This window comes from Parasphingorhabdus litoris DSM 22379 (genome assembly GCF_020906275.1).
In the GTDB taxonomy this organism is placed as follows: Bacteria; Pseudomonadota; Alphaproteobacteria; order Sphingomonadales; family Sphingomonadaceae; genus Parasphingorhabdus; species Parasphingorhabdus litoris.
This window is the reverse complement of the sequence record NZ_CP086727.1, coordinates 206,959-230,807: the sequence shown is the minus strand read 5'-3', so window position 1 is coordinate 230,807 and position 23,849 is coordinate 206,959. Positions and strand designations below refer to the sequence as shown.

General features: G+C 55.9%; 24 protein-coding genes and 1 riboswitch. Of the genes, 12 read left to right on the top strand and 12 right to left on the bottom strand.

What is annotated here, in order from left to right:
• From BS29_RS01185 to BS29_RS01175, 3 genes are all read left to right on the top strand, one after another.
• A complete protein-coding gene (locus BS29_RS01185; protein WP_229955212.1) occupies positions 1–705 on the top strand; it encodes an ABC transporter ATP-binding protein in 705 nt (234 codons plus the stop codon).
• Positions 702–1,955, top strand: a complete 1,254-nt coding sequence (locus BS29_RS01180; protein WP_229955211.1) for an ABC transporter permease — start codon at positions 702–704, stop codon at positions 1,953–1,955. The genes BS29_RS01185 and BS29_RS01180 overlap by 4 nt, the downstream gene beginning before the upstream one ends.
• Positions 1,956–2,006: 51 nt before the next feature.
• Positions 2,007–2,103: riboswitch (ZMP/ZTP riboswitch) on the top strand.
• A 20-nt stretch (positions 2,104–2,123) separates the two neighbouring features.
• A complete protein-coding gene (locus BS29_RS01175) occupies positions 2,124–2,819 on the top strand; it encodes a DJ-1/PfpI family protein (protein WP_229955209.1) in 696 nt (231 codons plus the stop codon).
• Here BS29_RS01175 and BS29_RS01170 read toward each other — a convergent pair.
• Positions 2,816–2,974: a hypothetical protein gene (locus tag BS29_RS01170; RefSeq protein ID WP_229955208.1), complete on the bottom strand. Its 159-nt coding sequence runs from the start codon at positions 2,972–2,974 to the stop codon at positions 2,816–2,818. The genes BS29_RS01175 and BS29_RS01170 overlap by 4 nt on opposite strands.
• A gap of 10 nt (positions 2,975–2,984) precedes the next feature.
• Here BS29_RS01170 and BS29_RS01165 point away from each other — a divergent pair, with 10 nt between their 5' ends.
• Together BS29_RS01165 and BS29_RS01160 are read left to right on the top strand one after the other, a co-directional pair.
• Positions 2,985–4,118 (top strand): MFS transporter, encoded by a 1,134-nt coding sequence (locus BS29_RS01165; RefSeq protein WP_229955206.1) that lies wholly within the window; start codon positions 2,985–2,987, stop codon positions 4,116–4,118.
• A gap of 51 nt (positions 4,119–4,169) precedes the next feature.
• A complete protein-coding gene (locus BS29_RS01160) occupies positions 4,170–4,619 on the top strand; it encodes a nuclear transport factor 2 family protein (RefSeq protein WP_229955204.1) in 450 nt (149 codons plus the stop codon).
• Between the two features lie 3 nt (positions 4,620–4,622).
• Here BS29_RS01160 and BS29_RS01155 read toward each other — a convergent pair whose 3' ends face one another.
• The 6 genes from BS29_RS01155 to groES all read right to left on the bottom strand — a co-directional run bounded on the left by BS29_RS01155 (position 4,623) and on the right by groES (position 12,284).
• Complete coding sequence (locus BS29_RS01155) at positions 4,623–5,627, bottom strand: NADP-dependent oxidoreductase (protein WP_229955202.1); 1,005 nt, start codon at positions 5,625–5,627, stop codon at positions 4,623–4,625.
• A gap of 29 nt (positions 5,628–5,656) precedes the next feature.
• Positions 5,657–6,751 carry an MBL fold metallo-hydrolase gene (locus tag BS29_RS01150; protein ID WP_229955200.1) on the bottom strand — a complete coding sequence of 365 codons (1,095 nt, stop codon included), beginning with the start codon at positions 6,749–6,751 and terminating at the stop codon, positions 5,657–5,659.
• Between the two features lie 26 nt (positions 6,752–6,777).
• On the bottom strand, positions 6,778–8,154 hold the full coding sequence (locus tag BS29_RS01145) for an L-serine ammonia-lyase (protein ID WP_326838486.1): 1,377 nt from the start codon (positions 8,152–8,154) through the stop codon (positions 6,778–6,780).
• A 114-nt stretch (positions 8,155–8,268) separates the two neighbouring features.
• Positions 8,269–10,125: a DUF885 domain-containing protein gene (locus tag BS29_RS01140; protein WP_229955197.1), complete on the bottom strand. Its 1,857-nt coding sequence runs from the start codon at positions 10,123–10,125 to the stop codon at positions 8,269–8,271.
• Positions 10,126–10,285: 160 nt separating this feature from the next.
• Positions 10,286–11,944: a chaperonin GroEL gene (groL, locus tag BS29_RS01135; RefSeq protein WP_229955196.1), complete on the bottom strand. Its 1,659-nt coding sequence runs from the start codon at positions 11,942–11,944 to the stop codon at positions 10,286–10,288.
• 49 nt (positions 11,945–11,993) lie between these two features.
• Entirely contained in the window at positions 11,994–12,284 is a 291-nt protein-coding gene (gene groES, locus BS29_RS01130; protein WP_229955194.1) for a co-chaperone GroES, read from the bottom strand.
• Positions 12,285–12,624: 340 nt separating this feature from the next.
• Between groES and BS29_RS01125 the strand changes: the two genes are divergently transcribed.
• The 7 genes from BS29_RS01125 (at position 12,625) to sppA (ending at position 18,436) form a co-directional block, all read left to right on the top strand.
• Entirely contained in the window at positions 12,625–12,921 is a 297-nt protein-coding gene (locus tag BS29_RS01125) for a BufA1 family periplasmic bufferin-type metallophore (RefSeq protein WP_229955193.1), read from the top strand.
• A gap of 193 nt (positions 12,922–13,114) precedes the next feature.
• Entirely contained in the window at positions 13,115–13,987 is an 873-nt protein-coding gene (gene bufB, locus BS29_RS01120) for an MNIO family bufferin maturase (protein WP_229955190.1), read from the top strand.
• The gene (locus BS29_RS01115; RefSeq protein ID WP_229955188.1) at positions 13,971–14,696 is read left to right on the top strand and encodes an HvfC/BufC family peptide modification chaperone; all 726 of its coding nucleotides are present in this window, start codon (positions 13,971–13,973) and stop codon (positions 14,694–14,696) included. The genes bufB and BS29_RS01115 overlap by 17 nt, the downstream gene beginning before the upstream one ends.
• A gap of 21 nt (positions 14,697–14,717) precedes the next feature.
• Positions 14,718–15,158, top strand: a complete 441-nt coding sequence (locus BS29_RS01110) for a DoxX family protein (protein WP_229955186.1) — start codon at positions 14,718–14,720, stop codon at positions 15,156–15,158.
• 145 nt (positions 15,159–15,303) lie between these two features.
• Entirely contained in the window at positions 15,304–15,828 is a 525-nt protein-coding gene (locus tag BS29_RS01105) for a sigma-70 family RNA polymerase sigma factor (protein WP_207986737.1), read from the top strand.
• 1 nt (position 15,829) lies between these two features.
• The gene (locus BS29_RS01100; protein WP_229955183.1) at positions 15,830–16,471 is read left to right on the top strand and encodes an NrsF family protein; all 642 of its coding nucleotides are present in this window, start codon (positions 15,830–15,832) and stop codon (positions 16,469–16,471) included.
• 66 nt (positions 16,472–16,537) lie between these two features.
• On the top strand, positions 16,538–18,436 hold the full coding sequence (sppA, locus tag BS29_RS01095; protein WP_229955181.1) for a signal peptide peptidase SppA: 1,899 nt from the start codon (positions 16,538–16,540) through the stop codon (positions 18,434–18,436).
• Here the strand turns inward: sppA and BS29_RS01090 are convergent.
• The 5 genes from BS29_RS01090 to odhB all read right to left on the bottom strand — a co-directional run bounded on the left by BS29_RS01090 (position 18,409) and on the right by odhB (position 23,847).
• Entirely contained in the window at positions 18,409–19,041 is a 633-nt protein-coding gene (locus tag BS29_RS01090; RefSeq protein ID WP_229955174.1) for a trimeric intracellular cation channel family protein, read from the bottom strand. The two genes, sppA and BS29_RS01090, sit on opposite strands and share 28 nt — an antisense overlap.
• Complete coding sequence (locus BS29_RS01085) at positions 19,038–19,715, bottom strand: PepSY domain-containing protein (protein WP_229955172.1); 678 nt, start codon at positions 19,713–19,715, stop codon at positions 19,038–19,040. Before BS29_RS01085 ends, BS29_RS01090 begins: the two co-directional genes overlap by 4 nt.
• A gap of 3 nt (positions 19,716–19,718) precedes the next feature.
• Positions 19,719–21,053 (bottom strand): amidase family protein, encoded by a 1,335-nt coding sequence (locus BS29_RS01080; protein ID WP_229955170.1) that lies wholly within the window; start codon positions 21,051–21,053, stop codon positions 19,719–19,721.
• Positions 21,054–21,104: 51 nt separating this feature from the next.
• Positions 21,105–22,514 carry a dihydrolipoyl dehydrogenase gene (lpdA, locus tag BS29_RS01075; RefSeq protein WP_229955168.1) on the bottom strand — a complete coding sequence of 470 codons (1,410 nt, stop codon included), beginning with the start codon at positions 22,512–22,514 and terminating at the stop codon, positions 21,105–21,107.
• Between the two features lie 94 nt (positions 22,515–22,608).
• Positions 22,609–23,847, bottom strand: coding sequence for a 2-oxoglutarate dehydrogenase complex dihydrolipoyllysine-residue succinyltransferase (gene odhB, locus BS29_RS01070; RefSeq protein ID WP_229955167.1), 1,239 nt, complete (start codon positions 23,845–23,847; stop codon positions 22,609–22,611).
• Positions 23,848–23,849: the final 2 nt, after the last annotated feature.

Sequence of the window (23,849 nt, the reverse complement as noted above, 5' to 3'; positions counted from 1 at the left end):
ATGGCCCTTGTTGAAACGCAGGATCTGGTCAAAAAATATGAGCTGGGCGGCGAAACAGTCCGGGCCGTTGATGGTGTGTCCCTGTCCATCGACCGCGGCGAATATGTCGCCATCATGGGTGCCAGTGGTTCGGGAAAATCCACTTTCATGAACATGATCGGATGTCTGGACGTGCCCACATCCGGCATTGTCAGGATCGATGGCGTTGCCACTGGTGATCGGGATGGCGATGAACTCGCCGCGCTCCGCAATCAGAAAATCGGCTTTGTCTTTCAGCAGTTTAATCTGCTCGCCCGGACCACTGCTCTCGACAATGTCGCGGTGCCGCTCATCTATGCGGGGCTGGGCAGTGAAGAACGCCGGGCCAAGGCAAAGGCGAAGCTTGAGGCAATGGACCTTGGCGACCGGCTCGATCATAGCCCCGCCAAATTGTCAGGCGGGCAACAGCAAAGGGTCGCAATCGCGCGGGCGCTGGTAACCGAACCCGTCATTTTGCTGGCCGATGAACCAACTGGCGCGCTCGATAGCAAAACATCTGAAGACATCATGCAGATTTTTCAGAGCTTGAATGATCAGGGCATCACGATCATCGTCGTCACCCATGAAGCGGACATTGCCGATCATGCGAAGCGCCGGATCGAGTTTCGCGATGGCAAGGTGATCGAGGATATCAAGGTCCAGAAACGCCGGAAGGCGAAAGCATGATCGGCAATATCGCACAACAGGCTTCGGGCTGGATCGTCAACGTGGCGATTGCGATGACGGCGTTGCGGACCAATTTGATGCGATCGATACTGACGACACTCGGCGTCATGATCGGGGTGTTCGCCGTGACACTGGCCGTCGCCGTCGGCTCGGGTGCGCAGGTGTCGGTAATGCAATCGATCAATGCACTCGGATCGAACATGGCTCTTATCTTTCCTCAACCCGATACAGGTGAAGGCGGGCGGCGTTCCTTTGATCGTGGACGGCTCACGATGCGCGATGCGCGGGCCATAGAAAAGCAAATCAACGGGATCACCGACATTGCTCCGCAACTGCGGTCCAACATCCAACTGATTGCCGCAGGCCGCAATGCATCGACCAACGCCATCGGCGTCACACCAGGTTATGGCAAGGTTTCTAATCTTGTCGCGGCATCAGGGCGCTTTATTAGCGAAGCCGACGTTCGTTCCGCCGCCCGCGTCGTGGTGCTTGGCCCCACTGTCGCGCGGAAACTGTTCGGCGATTTTGATCCCATCGGCGAGACCCTGCGCATTAACCGCGCACCGTTCAAGGTGGTCGGCGTAACCGAGTCCAAAGGCTCCAGTTTTGGCAATGACAATGATGATATTGCTCTGATGCCAATTAGCACCATGCGGCAGCGGTTTTCCGGCGATACACTTGCCGGACCAGACGATCTGCAGGTTCTGTTTGTCGGCTTTGAAGATGGCGTATCGCTGCCCGAGGCCAAGCGCGAAATGACGAAATTGCTGCGCGAAAGATACCGCGTGCGGGGCAAGGATATCAATCCGTTCACAATCCGCACGACCGAAGAATTTATGAAAGAATCAGCCCAAGTCACCAGTATTTTCCAAATCGTGCTTGTCGCCATTGCTTCAATCTCGCTGCTTGTTGGTGGGATCGGAATCATGAATATCATGTTGGTCAGCGTCACCGAGCGCACCCGCGAGATCGGCCTGCGGATGGCTCTTGGTGCCAAACGCAGCGATATCCGTAACCAGTTTCTGGTTGAGGCGGCAGTGCTCTGCGTCATCGGCGGCGCAATGGGATTGATCCTGGCTATAGCAGGCGGCGCGGCGCTGACCGCTTATGCTGATTTCCCGGTGCCCATTGGTGTCGGCGTCGGCGTCGGCGCAATTATCTTCTCCGCGTTTATCGGCTTGCTATTTGGCGGCTATCCAGCCATCCGCGCCTCCCGCCTGTCCCCGATAGAGGCATTACGCACCGAATAGGCGGCACAAAGCCATTCCACTCTTTTGCTATGCGAACAGGAATGATAATATTGCCAAGTCCGCAACTGGCGAGATCGGGTGGATTACCACCGGGGAGCGGACGCATTGTGAACAATGCAGTTTTCAGTCGCGCGCCTGGGCATTTCTTGAACCGAAGGAGATATGCGCATGACCGACACGCATGAAAACGAACCCGCCCCTTTCCACATCGTCTTCCTGTTATTTGACGGTATCACGCAGCTGGATTTTACCGGACCGGCACAGTTTCTGGCACGTATGCCGGGTGCTGTTGTGCATACTGCCGCCAAAGCCGTGCAACCGATACAGACTGACAGCGGCTTCGCGATGCTGCCCAGCACCAGCCTGGCCGATTGTCCACCGGCTGACCTGCTCTGCGTCCCTGGCGGTTTTGGCACGCGGGATGTGATGCAGGATGAAGAGACGTTGCAATTTTTGCGCGATCAGGCATCGAAAGCACAATATATCACCTCGGTTTGCACCGGTTCGCTCGCCTTGGGCGCAGCTGGCTTGCTGGAAGGCAAGCGCGCGACCAGCCATTGGGCCTATACGTCGTTGCTCGAAAAATTCGGCGCGACTTATGAACCGGCGCGTGTCGTCAAGGACGGCAATGTGATCACGGCTGGCGGTGTCACATCAGGCATTGATTTTGCGCTGACCGTGATCGCCGAAATTGCCGGACAGCAATTTGCCGAGGCGGTGCAACTGGGGCTCGAATATGATCCCGATCCGCCATTTAACAGCGGCAATCCCGCCGTCGCCGATCCCAAGCTGGTGCAGCTACTGAACGATCGCAACTATGGCGACGTCTTGAAAGAGTTGCAAAAAGTGATCGACGCTAGCTAAACAAACAGAGGACTTGGGGCTCCGCTTTCTTCATGGGCAGTGCAGGCCCCTGACTGCTCATGATAGAAAGCCGATAGACTGACCGACGCCGCCACCTCATCTGCCAAAACCGCACCGCGCCGGATTAGTGAAGCCAAGCTGTTTCTCTTTTCCATGGCCTGTGCCGTGGCCGTGGCGAACGGCTATTATATTCATCCGCTGATTGCACCGGTCGGGGCAGATTTTGGTGTCAGTGGAACCCTTCTCGGATTAGTTCCAGCATTGAACCAGGTCGCGCTGGCATTTGGCATATTGCTGCTTTTGCCTCTTGGTGACAGGATCAACAACCGCAAGCTCGTTACCACCTTTGTCGCGGGTCAGTTTCTGGCCCTGCTCGCCATGGCCACAGCACAGGATTTCCGTTTGTTTGTCGCTGCATCCTCATTGCTCGGCTTTGCGACAATCACCCCCTATTTGTTGCCCGCCTATGTCACAAAACGGGTGCGGCCAGATCGGATCGGCCATGTTACCGGCATATTGACAGCCGGGATTACTGTCGGCTTGCTCGGCAGCCGCTTTGGCGCGGGTGTTTTGGGACATTATTTTGGCTGGCGATCGGCTTATTGGGTTGGAACGGCACTGACGTTGACGCTGCTCGTCATATTGCCCTGGATCATGGAGAAGGACGAAAAGCTGCGCGATGAAAGCGAGCCTCAGGAAAGCTATGGCGCACTAATCGCGTCACTCTGGCCGATCATCAAAACCATGCCGGACGTGCTGCTCGCGGGACTACTACAGGCTTTGTCTTTCGGATTTTTCCTCGCCTTATGGCTCGGCATTGGCCTGCATATCACCAGCCCGCAAATGGGCTATGGTGTCGATGTCGTCGGCTATCTTGCGCTGCTCGCGGGCACCAATGTGTTTATCGCCCCATGGTCCGGCCGGTTGGCAGACCGGATCGGGCCTGAAAAAGCCCGTATGCTCTTTGCCATCGCCCAGCTAATCGGGGCGGTGCTGCTGATATTCGCTGGCCAAAGCCTGTGGATATTGATCCTGCCGATCCTGTTCAGCAATTTTGGCGGCGCATCAATGGACGTTGCCAATCGTACGATCCTTTTTGGCCGCGAGCCCGAAATCCGCACCCGTTTGATGACCATCTACATCGTCATCATGTTTGTTGGCGGTGGCCTGTCGAGCTGGCTTGGTACTGCTGCTTATGCCTGGGGCGGTTGGGATGCGATTGTCTCGATATCGCTTGTCTTCGCAATCCTTATCATAGGATTCTCGCTCCTGGGTTTGTGGCTGAAGCCTGTAACTTGACAGAATCTCCAGTTCTACCGAGTATCAAAGTGCCGCTTGGGGGAGAATAGAATGCAAAAGTTATTGATGATCATACTCCTGCTGCTGCCGGTTTCGGTCGCCGCACAGCCTCCCGCGCAGTCGCCCGCGCCGACATCTGACCATCAAATACTAGTCGAAAAATATACAGCGGCTTTTAATGCCAGAGACGTAAATGCCATGGCTGCACTAATGCATCCCGACATTCAATGGATCACGATCCGCGGAGACCAGTCCGAGGTCACGACTGACGGAAAGCAGCGGATGGTCAGCGAGATGGAATTTTTTTTCAAAAGTCCGACCCGGATCAGCAGCAGCCTCGGCGGCTGGTCGGTCAACGGTGACTATGTCTCTGTGATCGAAACAGCATCTTGGCCGGGCAGCAACGGGAAGCGCCAGGCACAAAGCGCCACGGCCGTTTACCAGATTGCAGATCGGTTGATCCGCCGGGTATGGTATTTTCCGGAACAGAAAGCGCAATAGCACTCAGATACGAACGAGAACCTTGCCGATATTGCCGCCGGTGAACAGCTTGTCATAGGCGGTCAGGACATTCTCTATTCCGTCTGTCACATCAAAGGGCGTGTCGATTAGTCCCTGTTCCAGCCAGTCCTTGAGATGCGTGGTCAACCGCTCTCCCTGATCCATGAAATCGGGCGAGAAAAAGCCCTCGACGCGCAGTCGCTTCATCAGAATCTGGTCGAAATGCTCCGGCCCCTGCCCGCGCCCGTCTCCTTTATATTGGGCCAGCAAACCACATAGGGCGACGCGGCCATAAAGCGCCATATTGGGTAGCACTTCGTCGAGAATAGGCCCCCCTACATTGTCGAAATAGGCATTGATCCCGCCCTCGACATTCGCCAGCTCTGCCGCGATGTCATCCTTCTTGTAATCGATCGCCTTAGTGATCCCGAGTTCTTCCTCCAGCCAGCGACATTTGTCCGGCCCGCCAGCCAGGCCATAGACATTGGCACCCAATATTTTCGCGATCTGACAAGCCAGCACGCCTGTCGCCCCTGCAGCAGCCGAAACCAGAACATTATGCCCGGCCTGCACACCCGCCGTCTCCTGCAAACCCCAAAGCGCGGTCCAGCCATTGAAGCCAAGCACACCAAAATGCTGTTTGATATCGGCAATATTGGCATCAACCTTCACCAACCCAGCAAGCTCCGGCTCGATCACGGCATGTTCGGCCCATTGGCCAAAACCGCGTACGAGATCGCCCTCTGCAAATCCATCATGGCGCGACGCAGCAACATGGCCCAGCACGAGGCCAACCATCTTGGTGCCCAATTCCAGCGGCGGCTGATAGCTATCCTCTCGCTCGATCATCCACATGCGGGTGCCAGCATCCATGGAAAGATAGGCAGCTTTAACCAGCACTTGCCCCTCGGCCAGTTCCGGCATCTCTTCGCTCTCCAGTGACAGCGCGCTGGCGACATCGTCACCCTCAGGACGCTTGTTCAATTGCCAGAAACGGTTTGTCGTCATTGCCTGCCTCCCCTTTTCGCAGGTGCAGTCTAGAGCAAATCCCGCCGCTCGATATTATCCTTATTGGCAGGGAGAATGAATAGCATACCATCCTTGCCCATGACTATTTTCCCGCGAAAGTCTGCAGTCACGTCTTTCAGATAATAAGGTTCCAAAAGACCGATCGGCACCGCCGGAACGATGTGGGAGAAGACCAGCATTTTCGCTTTGGCAGCCTTAGCCGATTCCGCCACCTCGGCAGGCGTCGCGTGATAATCGGGAATATCCGCCATGATCTTTTCAAGCCGTGGTCTTTTCGCTTTTTTCATCGCCGCTTCGGTAAGCGAAACCATCTCGGCATTCAGCACTTCATGCACCAATATGTCGCAACCGTTGCAGGCCTTTTCGACCGCGGCGCTTCGCGTGGTGTCACCGCTGAACACGATCGACCGGCCTTTATAGTCGAACCGATAGCCGACCGCTGGCACAACCGGTTCGTGATTGACCGCAAAGACCGTGATTTTCAGGCCATCCTGATCATAGACAATCTGCTCAGCATTGTCCGTGGGCAAGGCAAAGGGCTGCGCAATCCCGCCAATACCCGATGGCGGCATGATATCTTCGCCATGATGCGCCACGCGGTAGCGGGCGTCAGCGGCATAGGCGGCATTTATCCCGTCGACGATCGCGGCCACACCCTCTGGCGCGATGACCGGCAATGGCGCATCACGGCCGCCGCCAGCCCAACGCTGCAACATCAGCTCACCCATGCCGTCAATATGATCGCTGTGAAAATGGGTCAGCAGCAAGGCTTCGATCCGGCCCGGGCTCAGTCCCATTTCACCCAGTCGGCGCACGGCTCCACCGCCAATGTCTACGATGAACAACTTGCCGTCGACGATCACCGCGGAACAGGGGCCGGCGCGGCTGGGATCCGGCAAGGGCGATCCGGTTCCGCACAGGGCCAGATGCATGCCTTCTGGCAATTCGCCTATAACGTCACGGTTAACTGCGGTTTCCACGGCATTGGCAAATAGCCGGGCTCCTATTTCAGCGCGAAGCAGCCATAGGGCGCTGACAAGAACGCCGATTCCGATGGCCAGGCCCCATAGCCGACGCTTGCTGAAAAACTTTGATCTGCCCATACGGTCCCCCGATCGTTCTTATAGCTCTAACATTCGACCAGATTAACCGCTAGGCCGCCTTGCGATGTCTCCTTGTACCGTTCGCTCATATCCAGACCGGTTTTGCGCATGGTTTCAATGACTTCGTCAAGGCTCACGCGGTGGGTGCCATCGCCCATGATCGCCAGCCGCGCCGCTTCAATCGCTTTTACGGACCCCACGGCGTTGCGTTCGATACACGGCACCTGAACCAGCCCGGCGACCGGATCACAGGTCAGTCCCAGATTATGCTCCATGCCAATCTCGGCAGCATTTTCCACTTGCAGAGGCGTGCCACCCCAGGCGGCGGTCAAGCCAGCCGCCGCCATGGAACAGGCGACACCGACTTCGCCCTGACAACCCACTTCTGCGCCAGAGATGGAGGCGTTTTCCTTGAACAACGATCCGATGGCCGCGGCGGTCAGGATGAATTTCTCAACGCCCTCGACATCGGCCTGGGGCGAAAAGCGTTCGTAAAACCGCAACACCGAGGGAACGATGCCCGCTGCACCATTGGTCGGTGCGGTCACGACTTTACCGCCCGCTGCATTTTCCTCATTCACGGCCAGCGCCCACAGGTTGACCCAATCGAGCACCGTCAGCGGATCGGACAGCGCCCGCTCCTGCCGCTCCATCAAGCGCGCATGGATCAGGGGCGCCCGGCGTTTCACATTCAATCCGCCCGGCAAGATTCCCTCTGACTTTATACCTCTATCGATACAGGCCGACATCGCATCGGCAATCTGCCGGATGCCAACGCTGATTTCTTCATCGGTTTTGGCAGCGCGTTCGTTGTTGCGCATGATATCGGCGATGCACAGGCCTTTTTCCTCGGCAATTGCCAGCAGATCGGCACCAGAGCAAAAGGGATGCGGCACGTCCCACAAACCATTTTCCGGATCATTGGCTCCGATCTGGTCCTCATCCAATATCGCGCCGCCGCCAACGGAATAATAAACGCGGCTGGCGAGCTCTTCCTCGCCTTTGAAGGCCGTGAACCGCATGGCGTTGGAGTGGAAGTCCAGCCTCTTGCGTTGATCAAATATAACGTCCGCATCTTCGTCAAAGACAATGGCCTGCGTGCCATTGAGCTGGATCCGTTTCTCGCTCCTGATCTGTGCAACCAGAGCGTCGGCCGCATCCGGTTCGATATTTTCCGGGACCTGGCCCGATAAGCCCAGCAGAATGGCGCGGTCGGTTGCGTGCCCCTTGCCAGTAAGCGCAAGCGAGCCAAAAAGCTTGGTCTCTGTCCGTGTGACCTGATCCAGAATCCCCTGATCGGCAACCCGCGCAACAAAGGTAGCAGCCGCAAGCATCGGCCCCATGGTATGGGAACTCGAAGGTCCGACGCCGATTTTGAACAGCTCAAATGTGCTGCACACCATTGTCTGCTCTTCCTCCTTACATCCGGCAAAGCTTTACCGCACGATTACAAGTTGCGGCCAATGAAAAAATCGCAACGGGCGATCCCGCAAATGTAACGCGGCCCAGAGCGCGCTCTAGGACGCTTTTTCTTTCGCGATCCATTGATTGACCTGCTTTTCCAATATGTTCAGCGGAACCGAACCGCCGCCCAATACGGTGTCATGAAAACCCCTTATGTCGAAATCATCGCCCAGCTCTTTTTCCGCCTTGGCGCGCAGTTCCTGAATTTTCAGCATCCCGATTTTATAGCTCGTCGCCTGGCCCGGCATCACAAGATAGCGCCTTACTTCGCTGCGCACAGCTGTCTCTGGAATCGGCGAGTTAGCGAGGAAATATGCCACGGCCTTCTCTTCGCTCCAGCCCTTGGTGTGCAGCCCAGTATCTACGACCAAACGGATCGCACGCCATATTTCTGTCGTTAGCCGGCCAAAGTCCGAATAGGGATTTTCATAGGCCCCCATTTCTTTCGACAACAGCTCGGAATAAAGCGCCCAGCCTTCACCAAAGGCCGGGATATAACCGCCCTGTGCGCGGAATTTCGGAATGCCGGTCAGTTCCTGCGCAATCGAGCTTTGCATATGATGACCGGGATTGCCTTCATGATAGGCAATCACTTCCAGACTGTGGATCGGCATGGCGCGCATATCGGATAAATGCGCATAATAGGTGCCGGGGCGGGTGCCGTCCGGTGTGCCCGGCCGGTAATGCTGGGCCGCGCCGTCTTGCTCACGAAATGGCTCGACCCGTTTCACGACCAGATCGGCTTTCGGCAGGGTACCGAAAAAATCTGGCAGGCGGGTTTTGATAAACGCCAGATGCTTTTCGGCGGTATCGATATAATCCTGCGCACCCTTGTCATCCTCAGAGAAATAGAACTGATCATCTTCACGCAGGAAGGTGAAGAAGGCTTGCAAGTCGCCCTTGAATTCGACCTTGTCCTTGATCGCTTCCATCTCGCTGCGGATGCGTGCGACTTCGGATAGGCCGATAGTATGAATTTCCTCCGCGGTCAGATTGGTCGTCGTCTGATTGGCGAGACGGTAGTTATAAAAGGCTTCGCCATTGGGAAGTTTGGACACACCAAAGGGCTCTGCTTTCGTATTGGGCAAGTCCTGCTTGAACCAAGTAATGATCCGCTCATAGGCTGGTTTCAGCGAACCGGTAAGCGCCTGACGCGCCTGCTCTTTCAATTCGTCCGAGCGGACTTGCGTAATCGTGCCGGCTTCCACAAGCGCTGCCAATTTACTCTCGGTCGCCTCCCAAAGGGCTGACGGCTTGCCATCATCAAAAGGCGCGCCAGTAGTGATTTTCTCAGACTGCTCGATCACCCCTTCATAAGCAAAGCGTGGCGGCCGCGTTCCAGATTCGGCATTGGCCTGCGCGCGCGTGAGCAGCTGATCCAGCGCCCGGGCACTGCCTTTGATCCGTTCGATAAACGCCACCATATCTGCGTCGCTCGCGACCCGGTGTTGGTTGATCAGAAAGGTCGGGAAGAATGATTGCTGGCCGTTAAATTGATGCAAGACATAAGCATTCTGGCGAAACGCTACGCCCGTCTCGAACTGCTCCAGCCAGAACAACCACATGTCCCAGGATATCTGCGCATCCGGCGTTAGCTTCTCATAGTCAAAGTCACGCTTCAGCTCGGCCGTCGCCACACGCATCCATGCAAGCTGGCGGTCCGCGGCTGCAATCGAATAATCGTCAATCTGATCATAAGCGGTCCGGCGGCCCAACAAGGTCTGGCGGATCGGACTGAAAGCCAGCTGTTCTTCAAACTTCTTGTCGAACCAGATGTTGAGACGATCCGTCTCTGTCTCCATCGCATCCGCAATTGCCGGTGCGGAATTTTGGGCATGAACCGCGGGAGCCGCTACGGCCAGCCCCGCCATTGTGGTGGAAGCCAATATTAACTTAAGAAACCTGGTCATGCCGCTTAATCCCGTGCAAGAAGTTACGTTGGAAGCGACATGGCACAGTCTGGCGATTTTGGAAACATCGCGGATGGGTTGATAGAATCTATAAATGAAAAGGGGCCGGAAGTTTCCTTCCAGCCCCTCGAATGTTTCAGCGTTAGCCGGGTGGTTGGGTTTAGAAGCCCATGCCGCCCATGCCGCCGCCCATGCCGCCCATGTCAGGCATTGCAGGAGCGCCGCCGCCGGCACTATCATCCGGTGCGTCGGAGACAGCAGCTTCGGTGGTGATCAAGAGACCTGCAACCGAGCTTGCGTCCTGCAGAGCAGCGCGCACAACTTTGGTTGGGTCGATCACACCAGATTTGACGAGGTCTTCGTACTTGTCGCTAAACGCGTTAAAGCCGTAGTTCTTGTCTTTCTGGTCAAGCAATTTGCCAGCGACAACCGCGCCGTCAAAACCAGCATTTTCAGCGATCTGACGAACAGGAGCCTGCAGCGATTTACGAACAATGTCGATGCCGCGGGTCTGGTCGTCATTATGGCCTTCGAGACCTTTGAGAGCAGCCGTTGCATAAAGAAGCGCGGTTCCGCCGCCAGGGACGATGCCTTCTTCAACAGCAGCACGGGTTGCGTGCAGTGCATCGTCAACACGGTCTTTCTTCTCTTTCACTTCGACTTCGGTCGCGCCGCCAACTTTGATCACGGCAACACCGCCAGCGAGTTTCGCCAGACGCTCTTGCAGTTTTTCTTTGTCATAATCGGATGTTGTGTTTTCGATCTGCGCACGGATCGCTTCAACACGAGCCTTGATGTCTTTCGACTTGCCAGCACCGTCCACGATGGTCGTGTTGTCTTTGTCGATCGTGACGTTTTTCGCCTGACCCAGCATGTTCAGCGTAACGCTTTCCAGCTTGATGCCGAGATCTTCGGAGATCATTTCACCTTTGGTGAGGATCGCGATATCTTCGAGCATCGCTTTACGGCGATCACCGAAGCCAGGCGCTTTCACTGCTGCGATTTTCAGACCGCCGCGCAGTTTGTTGACCACTAGGGTCGCAAGCGCTTCGCCTTCAATATCTTCGGCAATGATCAAAAGCGGACGTCCGGCTTGCACAACAGCTTCCAAAATTGGGAGCATAGGCTGCAAGTTGGTCAGCTTCTTCTCGTGGATCAGGATGTATGGATTTTCGAGGTCCGCAATCATCTTGTCCGGGTTGGTGATGAAGTAAGGAGACAGGTAACCGCGGTCAAACTGCATGCCTTCCACAACGTCGAGTTCAAAGTCGAGGCCTTTGGCTTCTTCAACCGTGATAACGCCTTCTTTGCCGACTTTCTCCATCGCTTCTGCGATTTTCTGGCCAACTTCTTCGTCGCCATTGGCAGAGATAACGCCAACCTGAGAGATTTCGGAGCTGCCTTTGACGTTCTTGGAACGCTTTTGCAGGTCAGCAACAACCTTATCAACAGCCTGGTCGATGCCACGCTTCAGATCCATTGGGTTCATGCCAGCGGAAACGGACTTCATGCCTTCCTTGACAATAGCCTGCGCCAAAACAGTCGCGGTGGTGGTGCCGTCGCCAGCGACATCATTGGTTTTTGATGCAACTTCACGAAGCATCTGGGCGCCCATATTCTCGAACTTGTCTTTCAGTTCGATTTCCTTGGCAACCGATACACCGTCCTTGGTGATGCGCGGTGCGCCAAATGATTTGTCGAGAACGACGTTACGACCTTTAGGGCCGAGGGTTACTTTTACGGCATCAGCCAGTGTGTTGACACCGGTAAGAATGCGTTCGCGTGCGTCGCGACCAAATTTTACGTCTTTAGCAGCCATGTTGTTTTCCTCTGCTTATGAGAATGAATGAATAGGTGAAAAAGCGCTCTTACTTCTCGACGATGCCGAGAATATCGCTTTCTTTCATGATGATCAGGTCTTCACCTTCAACGGTAACTTCCGTGCCGGACCATTTGCCGAACAGGATGCTGTCGCCTTTTTTGACGTCGAGGGCAGTTACTTTGCCATTGTCGTCTTTGAGGCCAGTACCAACAGCAACAACTTTGCCTTCGGATGGCTTTTCTTGTGCGCTATCTGGAATGATAATGCCGCCAGCGGTTTTCGCATCCGCCTCTACGCGGCGAACCAGTACACGATCATGTAGTGGACGAAATTTCATAAGTTTGCCTTTCTTGTCCAAATTTTCTTTCCTGCGGCCCCGCTCCTTTAGCCCGGGCCATCAAGATATATTCAATGGAGGATTAGCACTCCTTTGAGTCGAGTGCTAACGACGCCCATATGGGCTATTCTGAGCAATCGTCAAGGCTTTGCGGGAAAAATTCTGAATCTTTTTCGCAAGCGATATCCGCCAAAAAAAAGCCGTTTTTCAAAAATGGCATGTGAATTTTTCTCCGCCTTGGAAAAGAAATGTAACCAACCGGCGTGATGCCGCGAAACACATCATGAGCCTGCAAGACAGGTTCGCCCCCATTACCCAATTTCCAAGAGAGGAAAACCAAATGTCCAACTCCATGATCAAAGCTACTGCAGCTGCTGCTGCCCTTGCCGCCGCTGCGACTATCGCCATTTCACCGACCACCGCTGTTGCGGCTGGTGCCAAGGAAAAATGTTTCGGTATCGCGCTGAAAGGCAAGAATGACTGCGCCGCAGGACCAGGCACGAGCTGCGCCGGCACCTCGACCGCCGATTACCAGGGCAATGCCTGGAAATATGTCGCCAAAGGCGCCTGCACCAAAGCCGGTGGTTCACTGACCGCCAAGAAAGGCAACACGAAGCCGGTACCGCAGAAAGGCTAAGAGCGCTCCAGTATTCCTGCGCAGGCAGGAATCCATCTCCCAAGCTGGCGTCTAGATGCTATGGCGGGAGATGGGCCCCTGCCTTCGCAGGAGCACGGGCTCCTATTCCCTTAAAAGCAGAAATACGTTAAGTTTTGCGGATGTTACTGATACTCACACCTCAAATTTTGGTCTGTCCGTTATGAAAACGCCTATGTCATGCTCCCTCCCTCCATCAGGTGGCATAGGTCTGAAGTCAGTGCATTATAATGATGTGCTGTCTGAGGAAGTCGGATCAAAAAAACCCGGATGGGTAGAGGTGCATCCGCAGAATTACTTCGGTGATGGTGGTCCGCTGCATCGTTGGTTGACCGCCATCGCCGAAGACTATCCTTTGAGCTTTCACAGCGTCGGGCTTTCCCTCGGCTCCGCTGAAGGCCTCAATCAATATGATCTCGATAAAATTGCCGATCTTTGTGATCGTTATGAGCCAGCCATGGTGTCCGACCATCTGAGCTGGAGCGGCAATGCCCATGATCGCTATCCCGATCTGCTCCCCATTCCCTATACAAAGGAATCACTCGATCATTTTGCCGCCCAAATCGGCAAAGTGCAGGACCGGCTGAAACGGCCGATGCTGATCGAGAACCCGTCGCGCTATCTGAGTTACCGCGATGACGAGATGAGCGAGACGGACTTTATCTCTGCGCTGTGCAAACAGGCAGGCTGCGGACTATTGTTCGATATCAACAATGTCGAAGTGACAGCCACCAATGTTGGGCTGGATATGGAAGCCTATGTCGATGCGATTGATCCGGACATGGTCGGGGAAATGCATCTCGCCGGCCATGCCCGTGAAGAGCATGACGATGGACCGCTGCTAATCGACGATCATGGCTCGATTGTCAGTGACATGACCTGGCGGCTGTATGAACGCTTCATCACGCGCGCGGGCCCCAAACCGACATTGATCGAATGGGACACCGATATTCCCGCTTATGATGTGCTGATGGCCGAAGTTACAAAAGTGGAAACCGTGCTTGGCAGCCATGTTTTGGACGAGAGTCAGCATGCCCTCGTTAGCTGAAGGCCAATCACGCTTCATTGCCTGCCTGCAAAAGGGACCGGCGCATTTTCCCGACGATCTGTTCAGCGAGAGTGCGGATCGCGCGCTTCTGGGTTTGAAAGCCCATGCCAATACCGTTTCCCATGCGCGGCTGGTAGCGTTGGAAAATGCCTGTCCCAAATTGCACGAGCATATGGGCCACGAGCCCTTTCACGCCATTTCGCGGGATTATATCGAGCAGGATCACATATTGACCTGCGATATGAACAGCATCGCGTCCGAATTTGCCGATTTTCTGGCCAAACGCGGTTTCAGCGAAACCGAAGTGGATTTGGCCCGGATTGAATGGGCGTGGATCAAAAGCTATCATAGTGCCGAAGCCGAACCGCTGGCGCTCCAAGATATTGCGACACTGGATGAAGAGGGGCTGCTTGGCCTTGAAATCGATGTGCATCCAGCGATGCGGCTTATTAAACTGACCGGCACGCTTTCTCCGCAGCTAGCGGAATTGGGTGACGAAACTCCCGATGCGCTGATGATTGCGCGCCCCGAAGCAGAGGTCTTGTTCCACCCGCTGACTGGCTTAGAGCATGATATTGTGGAAAAAATTGCAAATATCTCCACAATGGGTAACCTTTTGGCCACTGCCATCGAACTGGGAGGAGAGGACGCTGCAATGCAACGGATTATCAAGTTGATCCAGGCAGGCGTCATAACAAGAATAGAATGAAAATTTGACGGGGAAATGAATATGATGAACCTGATTAAAAAAGCAATTAACCTGGTCAGCGGCGCCGTGCCGGAGGCCATTGCCTTACTTTTCGCTCGCGTGGCACTGGCCGGTATATTCTGGCGGTCCGCACGGACCAAAGTCGAAGACGGTAGCTTTCTGACGATGAAAGATTTGACCGTCGATCTGTTCCGCGATGAATATGGCATGCCATTTCCCGAAATTACCGGATTGATCGCAACCTATGCCGAGCATTTCTTTCCGATTTTGCTGGTATTGGGTCTCGCAACCCGCTTTGGCGCCGCTGGACTGCTTGTCATGACCTTGGTCATCCAGTTCTTCGTCTATCCCGAAGCCTGGTGGTCGGTACATATTATCTGGGTTGCTCTCGCACTGGTGTTGATTACCCGTGGTGGTGGTTTGCTGTCAGTGGACCGGTTGTTCGGAAACAAGTTCGGCTGATGCTTCATGGCATCTCAACATATGCGACCTTGTACCCCTGCGTAGGCAGGGGTCCATCTCCGACGCTTGCGTCTTGCAGAAACGGTACGAGATGGGCTCCTGCCTACGCAGGAGCACTGACCTCGATAAATAAGGCGCTGAAACCATGATCGCCAACGAAGAAACATTGCGCCATCTAATGGTCAAGGCGCAAGGCGGGGACAAGCAATGTTATGCGAGCCTGCTGACCGAGTGCGAAAAATGGCTGCGCCGCTATTATGCGCGCAAGATCAACCCGGCGGAAGTCGATGATCTGGTGCAGGAAACGCTGATCTCGCTGCACCGAAAACGGGCAAGCTATGATCCGACCAAAGCGTTCCTGCCCTGGCTCGCCGCGATCGGGCGCTATCGCTGGATTGACGGCCTGCGGAAAATTTATCGCCACGAACATGGCGAATTGAATGAAGAACTGGTTGCTGATCCCCAGGATGAGGACGTAACCGCTAAGGTGAGTTTGGAACGTTTGCTGGGCATGATCCCGGATAAACAGGCCGATGTTATCGCCATGGTAAAGATTGAAGGACTAAGCATTGCCGAAGCCGCGGCAAAAACCGGCCAGTCGGAATCACTGGTGAAAGTAAATATCCATCGGGGGCTCAAGAAGATGAGCGCCCTTATCGAGAGTGAATAAGATGAGTGAAGTAGCAAATAGCCTGATCAATGACCTGGTCGATGACCTGGCACCGGTCCGCACCCTGAAACCTTCGGGCGGCATGGCAATTGCGGCAATCCTGACACTCGCGGCCTGCTCCAGTGTCGCTTTCTTCATGGGCGTGCGCGGTGATCTGGCGATGGGCATGGCGCATGAAATGTTCTTCCTGCGCAGCGGTGTCCTGTTGATGCTGGGCGTCGCGACTGCTTTTGCTGCGGCCAATATGGCCCGGCCCGGTGTCGGCAATCTCAATCGCGGTTGGATTTGGGCGCTGGTTACAGCGGGGCTGTTCCCGCTGACCGCCATTGTGATGAGCATGGTCAATGGCGCACCGATAGAAGCCTTGCGGCCGGCAGAAGGCATGAAATGTTTGACGATTAGCGGTATTTCCGCCTTGGCTATTGGCGGCGGTCTGACCGCATGGCTGCGTCAGGGCGCACCGACGTCACCGGAACGCGCTGGTTGGCTCGTCGGTATCGCATCGGGCGCGTTAGGGGCGGCAGCTTATAATATCTACTGCCCGTTTAATGACATTTACTATATCGGATTGTGGTTCAGCTTACCGGTATTGGTTAGTGCCATAGTGGGTCGGATTGTTGTTCCGTATCTTATCCGCTGGTAATTTCATTCAAGCATAACCATATAAAAGGCGGCGATCAGCGATGATCAGCCGCCTTTTTTGTGGAGAATGACGACAATGCAGTTTGCCCGTGCCGCTTGGAAATTTCTGGTCGCGATTAAAGACGCGTTGGTCTTGATCGCCATGTTGCTGTTTTTTGCTGTGCTTTATGCCGCTCTTTCAGCCCGGCCCAATGTCGCATCTATCAGCGAAGGCGCCCTGCTCCTCGACTTCAACGGTGTCATTGTCGAACAACCTGCACAGCAGGATTTCACCGCGATGTTCACCAATAATGAGAACACGGTTCGCGAATATCGTCTGCGCGATGTGGTCCGCGCGATTGACGCTGCGGCCGAGGATGACCGCGTCAAAGCCGTGGTCCTGGATCTCAGCACGTTCATGGGTGCCGGACAGACCAGTCTTAATGCCGTGGGCGAAGCGCTGGCGCAGGTCAAACAGGCGGAAAAACCGATCTATGCCTATGCCAATTTCTATAGCGACGACAGCTATCAGCTCGCGGCCCATGCCGATGAAATATGGATGGATTCGATGGGCGGGATTGTCTTTGCTGGCCCCGGTGGCAACCGGCTCTATTACAAGAATTTGATCGATCAGCTTGGCATCACCGCCAATATCTATCGCGTCGGTACCTATAAAAGCGCGGTCGAGCCCTATATGCGCGCCGATCAATCGCCTGAGGCCAAGGAAGCGTCCGCCGCACTTTATTCCGTGCTCTGGGATAGCTGGCTGGCAGAAATCAAAAAAGCACGGCCACAGGCAGTCATTGAACCCTATGCCAAAGATCCGGCGACCTTCATCAAGACCGCTGGCGGTGACTATACCAAGATTGCGACCGAGCAAAAATTGGTCGACAAGATTGGCGACCGGGTGGCCTTTGGTCGCTATGTCGCGACCAAGGTGGGCGAAGATACTACGCCTTCGCCCGATACTTTCAAAAGCATAGACTATGACAATTTTGTCGCCGCCAATCCCGAGGGCAGCAGTGGCAGCGCGATCGGTGTTATCACCGTCGCGGGAGAAATTGTCGGCGGCAAGGCTGGGCCCGGCATTGCCGCCAGCGAGCGGATTTCCGAACAAATTTATAAGGCCCTTGAAGAAAAGCAGATCAAGGCGCTGGTTGTGCGGGTCAATTCCCCTGGTGGTTCCGCGTTTGCCAGCGAAGAAATCCGTCTGGCCCTTGCTGACATCAAAAAAGCCGAAATCCCGATTGTCATTTCCATGGGCGATGTTGCGGCCAGCGGCGGCTATTGGATTGCCGCAGCGGGCGATCATATCATGGCCGAGCCGGATACGATTACCGGCTCTATCGGTGTCTTTGCGGTCCTGCCTAGTTTTGAAAAAGCCTTGGGTAAATGGGGTGTAACCGCCGATGGCGTGCAAACCACGCCCCTGTCTGGCGAACCGGATTTTGTTGGCGGGTTTAGCGAAGACCTGAACACCGTCCTGCAATCGGGCGTCGAACATAGCTATGAAGATTTCCTCAGCCTGGTCGGAAAGGCGCGCGGCAAAACCAATGCCGAAATCGACACAATTGGCCAAGGTCGCGTCTGGGATGGCGGCACCGCCCGGCAACTGGGGCTGGTCGATAGCTTTGGCGGCATGAAGGAAGCACTCGCCGAGGCTGCAAAGCGGGCTGGACTGGAAGAAGGCGACTATCACGCGAAATATCTCGAGGCGACACCGACCTTCAAATGGCTACCGCTTGGCGGGACGCCTTTTGGCGAGACTGAGCAGGCACCAGTGACCGGTATGGTTGGCTGGGTCGCACGGCAACAAAAAGCGACCTTTGCCGAAGCGCTGAACACCGCGCGCGGATTGATGGCACGGGAAGATGTGCAGGCGCTCTGTCTGGAATGTGGCGGGCTAGGCAGTCCGGCTCAAATCAAAGCCATGCCCGATCTGTTCGACTTGCTCAGAAGCTATTCGCTGTCTTCAGCACCGCGATAGGACGGCAAAGACAGGCCTTTCACAATTGCCAACGCGCGGAGCGCAAAGCCAGCAACAAAGGCTATGAGCGCCGCGGCGATACCCGTCATCCCGGTCTGTACCAATCCGACAAAGGCGAAGGCCGACAAGGCGCCAGCCGTCACATAAAGCTCCGGCCGAATTATGATTGATGGTTCACCAGCAACCAGGTCGCGGATCACCCCGCCCACACTGGCGGTGATGATACCCATGATGGCAGCGGGCACCGGATCGATACCGAGCTGCATCGCCTTCGCCGCACCAAAGACGGAATAAGCCGCCAGACCAATGGCATCAAACCAGTCTACGGCTGCCGGACGCCAGATTCGCACCGGCGTAATCCACACAATCAGCGCTATAGCCAGGCACAGGATCGGCACGCGGCTATCCTGTACCCAGAAAACCGGCGCACCGATGAGAAGGTCCCGCACAGTCCCCCCGCCGACACCGGTAACCAGTGCAAAAAACGCAAAGGTAATCAAAGTCTGCCCATTGCGCGCCGCGACCAGGGCTCCCGATATCGCGAACACCGCAATCCCGAACAGGTCAAGCCAGCCCAGCGCGTCATAGAGGACCGCGCTGTTCAATCGCCTTTCCGTCTTTTGCGCGAACGCCGCGTGAACAGCAGCACGAAACCCAGGATCGAACCGAATAACGCCAGCGCCGCCGAACCAATCAGGATCGGGTGACTGGTATCTTCGCGGGTCTGCAGATCCATGATGTGTAGACCCCACATGAAGTCAAAAACCCGCCAGAATTGTGTACGGACCGCAAGCAATTCGCCGGTATCCGCATCGATATAGAAACGCGCGTCATCCTCAAAAATGACCTGCCATGATGGGCGATCGCGCCGCAAATCAGAGGGCGCCGCATCCGCCGCGAAACGCTTTACCGATTTGATCGCGCTATCATCGGAACGCGCCGCGATGGCCAGCGCACTAGCATCGGCGGCGGCGATAGGCGGTAGCAATTTTCCGGTCGCGGCATCGGCCCGCCTTTTGCCGCCATCGGCATAGCTGATCACCCAAAAGGGGCCTTGTGCATTTTGCTGCAGCTTCAGGTCCTGGGCTTGCCGCCCTTCCAAGATGGGAGCCACGGGCATGATCGGATCAAGCGCTGGCTGCTCGCTGCGCAAATGATTGCCGCGCACCGTTTCAATCGGCTGCGACACCATCAACAGACCAGAGGCGGTCCATAATATGATCGGCACCCCGATCAGCCAGCCGAGCCAGATATGCCAGCGATAGAAATTTTTGTGCATCGGCTATTCGCTGGCTAGCAGCGCGCCGATCTGACGCGCGCCGGCTATAGTGCTATGATCCTGATAGCGATCGGCAATGACCTGCATTCCGACCGGCAGGCCATCGACTTGCCCGATGGGCAGAACCGTCGCCGGCAATCCCGGAAATGTGACCAATCCAGACCATGCCAATTGCTCAGCAGCGGGATGATCTACGCCGTTGATCGACAGCGTCCGATCCTTCATCGGCCGGGTATCATGGGGGAAGGCCGGCATGCTGGATGGCGGAGCGATCACATAATCATATTCCGCAAATACATCCCGCCAACGCCGCTGGTTGCGGGCCTGTGCATCCAGCAGACCGAACCAATCGGCCGCCGTCACAACAGTGCCATCGGGCCGCGGCGCTCCAGCTGTCATAATGACGTTGAGCATATGCAGATAATCGCGATGCTGCTGCTCCAGATCCGGCAGCAATATGGTGGAGCGCGCCACCTCACCCCCCCCATCCTCCAGGCGGGCGACGACATCTTCCATGCACTGCCGCATCCCCTCCCCCATGGTTACGCAAGGATGGTCTGTGAGCAATAATATGCGCGTACCGCCCAAGGGTTTCGATTGCTTGGGTAAGGGCCGGTCCAATGTCAGTTCGAATAGCAGCTCCAGATCATCAGCATTGCGGGCCAACGGTCCGACCACGGAAAGCGGCCGAAAGGCGCCCTCTTGGAAACCCGGCATGAAATGGCCTTCGCCGCCAACCACACCATAAGTCGGCTTGTGCCCCCAGATGCCGCAATAATGGGCCGGAACGCGGATTGAACCGCCAATGTCCGAACCATATTCCACTGCCACCATCCCGCTGGCCACAGCAGCGGCACCGCCACCGGATGACCCGCCGGGCGAGCGGCCCAAATCATGGGGGTTGCTGGTACGTCCATAGATAGGATTTTCGGAAAACATATCTGCCAGCATGGGTGGCACGTTGGTTTTCCCAAGGATGACCGCGCCGGCGGCTTTGAGGCGCTGGACCACCATGGCATCTGTATCGGCAATATTGCCTGCGGCCGCTTCCATGCCCCAGCTGGTTGGCAGCCCGGCAATGTTAAAGCTTTCCTTGACCGTCATCGGAACGCCCAGCAAAGGGCTTTGGTCACCTTTTGCGAGCCGCGCATCGGCATCGCGAGCGGCTTGCCGGGCACGCTCAAAATCCCGCACCACAACCGCATTTATCGGACCATCCCGTTCTTCAATGCGGTTGATCGCAGCCTCTGCCGCTTCGACTGCCGTTAATTTTCCTGCCGCGATATCGGCTGCCACGGCTATGGCACCAGGCTGATCTGTAAGGGAAGGGATCGTCATATTTTCTCTCTCCGCTACAGCATATGCGCCGATAATATTGGTGCCGTCAAATCACATGTGGATGGGTTTGCCTTGCACCGCCATCGCTGCCTCTTTTACCGCTTCGCTGTGCGTCGGATGCGCGTGGCAGGTATAGGCGATATCCTCGCTGGTCGTGCCAAATTCCATTGCCTGCGTCACCTGTGCAACCAAGGTTCCAGCCAGCGATGAAATGATATGCGCGCCCAGAACGCGGTCGGTTTCCGCATCCGCGATGACCTTTACATAGCCATCGGTATCGCGATTGGTCTTCGCGCGGCTATTGCCTGCGAACGGGAATTTGCCGACTTTGTAAGCGACGCCGCTTTCCTTGACCTCTTCCTCGGTCTTACCAATGCTGGCAATTTCCGGATAGGTATAGACCACGCCGGGGATCAAATCATGGTTCACGATGCCCTGCTGACCCGCGACAAATTCTGCTGCTGCAATGCCTTCATCCTCGGCCTTATGCGCGAGCATCGGTCCGGGGGTGACATCGCCAATGGCGTAGACGCCTTTGACCGAAGTCTGGAAATCATGACCGACTTCAATCTGGCCATGTTTGTTAGTTTCCAGCCCTGCCTTATCGAGCGCGAGGCCATCGGTATTGGGCCGACGACCAATCGCCACCAGAACCGCATCCGCTTCGATCGTTTCGGCATCACCGCCCTTGGCCGGTTCCACGGTCAGGGTCGCCTTTTTGCCTTTCACGGTGCAGCCGGTCACCTTTGTGCCGGTCTTGATGTCAAAGCCCTGTTTCTTGAAAATGCGCGCGGCGTCTTTGCGAATATCGCCATCCATGCCGGGCAGGATCTTGTCGAGATACTCAACAACCGTGACCTTGGCGCCGAGACGCAGCCAGACGCTGCCCAGCTCTAGCCCGATCACGCCGCCGCCAATGACGACCATATGGTTGGGTACTTTCGGCAGTTCGAGCGCACCGGTGCTGTCGACGACGACATGCTTGCTATTGTCAATGTCCACGCCAGGCAGCGGGGTAACCGAAGACCCCGTCGCGATGATGACGTTTTTCGCGGTGACCGTCTTATTGCCAACCTTCACGCTCTTCGCGCTTTCAAACGCGCCGCGCCCTTTGAGCCATTCGACCTTGTTCTTCTTGAACAGAAATTCGATACCGCCGGTCAGCTCTTCCACCGCTTTGGATTTTTCTGCGTGCATCTGTTTGAGATCCAGTTTCGCGCCGGTCAGCTTGATACCGAACTTCTCCAGCGCACCCGAATGGGCCTCGTGATAAAGCTCCGACGCGTGCAGCATCGCCTTGGACGGGATGCACCCGACGTTGAGACAGGTACCGCCCAGTGTCTCGCGGCTCTCCACACATGCGGTTTTGAGGCCAAGCTGCGCAGCACGGATAGCGGCGACATAGCCGCCCGGGCCGGAGCCGATTACCAATACGTCATAGTCATATTCACTGTTAGCCATATTCTGCCTCTTGGTTCGTCATCCCAAAGTTGTTTCGGGATCTCGGGAGATGCTGAAACAGTTTCAACATGACGAGTTAGGGTTATTACCTAGATTACAAATCAATCAAAAGCCGGGTCGGATCTTCAATCGCTTCCTTGATCCGCACCAGGAAGGTCACCGCTTCACGGCCATCGATCAGACGGTGATCATAGCTCAGCGCCAGATACATCATAGGACGCGCTTCAATGGATCCGTCTGGCATTACCACCGGACGCTGTTCAATCCGGTGCAAACCAAGCACAGCGGATTGCGGCGGGTTGATAATCGGAGTCGACATCAGCGAGCCGAACACACCGCCGTTCGAAATCGTGAACGTGCCGCCTTTCATATCCGCCATGGTCAGCGTGCCGTCCTTGGCGCGCTTACCGAAATCGCCGATTGTGTTCTCGACATCGGCAAAGCTCATTGTCTCGGCATTGCGGATGACAGGGACAACCAGGCCATTGGGCGCGCTCACCGCGACCGAGATATCGACATAATCGTGATAGACTATTTCATCGCCATCAATCTGGGCGTTGACCGACGGTACATCTTTCAATGCGAGACAAGCGGCCTTCGCAAAGAAACCCATGAAGCCCAGCTTCACGCCATGTTTCTTCGCGAACAGCTCTTTATATTTGCTGCGGGTTTCCATCACGGCGGTCATGTCGACATCGTTGAACGTCGTCAGCAGAGCAGCGGTATCCTGCGCTTCTTTCAGGCGTTTGGCGACCGTCTGGCGCAGGCGGGTCATCCGCACGCGCTCTTCATTACGGGTGCCGCCAGCTGCTGGTGTGGTGGTAGGAACCTCGGCGCCTTTTGCCGTGCCCTTCTCAACCAACGGCGCCTCAGCACCGGTTTTCACATATTGCTCGACATCATCTTTGGTCAGGCGGCCATCTTTGCCGGTGCCTTTAATCTTGCTGGGATCAACGCCATGCTCAAGCACCAGACGGCGGACCGCCGGGGACAATGTGATCGACGATGCGGGGTCTTCATCCGCCGCTGGCTCTGCCTTGGCTGCTGCTGGAGCCGGTGCCGGGGCGGCTTTCGCTGCCGATGACGCGGCTCCACTACCCGCTTCAATCTTCGCGATAATCGCGCCGACTTCCACCGTGTCGCCCACTGCGACAAGATGCTCGCCCAGCGTTCCCGCTTCGGGCGCCGGCACTTCCAGAGCCACCTTGTCCGTTTCCAGGCTCGCAATCGGCTCATCTGCATCGACCGCGTCACCCGGCTGTTTGAGCCATTCACCCAAGGTCGCTTCGGTAATCGATTCGCCCAATACGGGGACTTTTACATCTGTTGCCATAG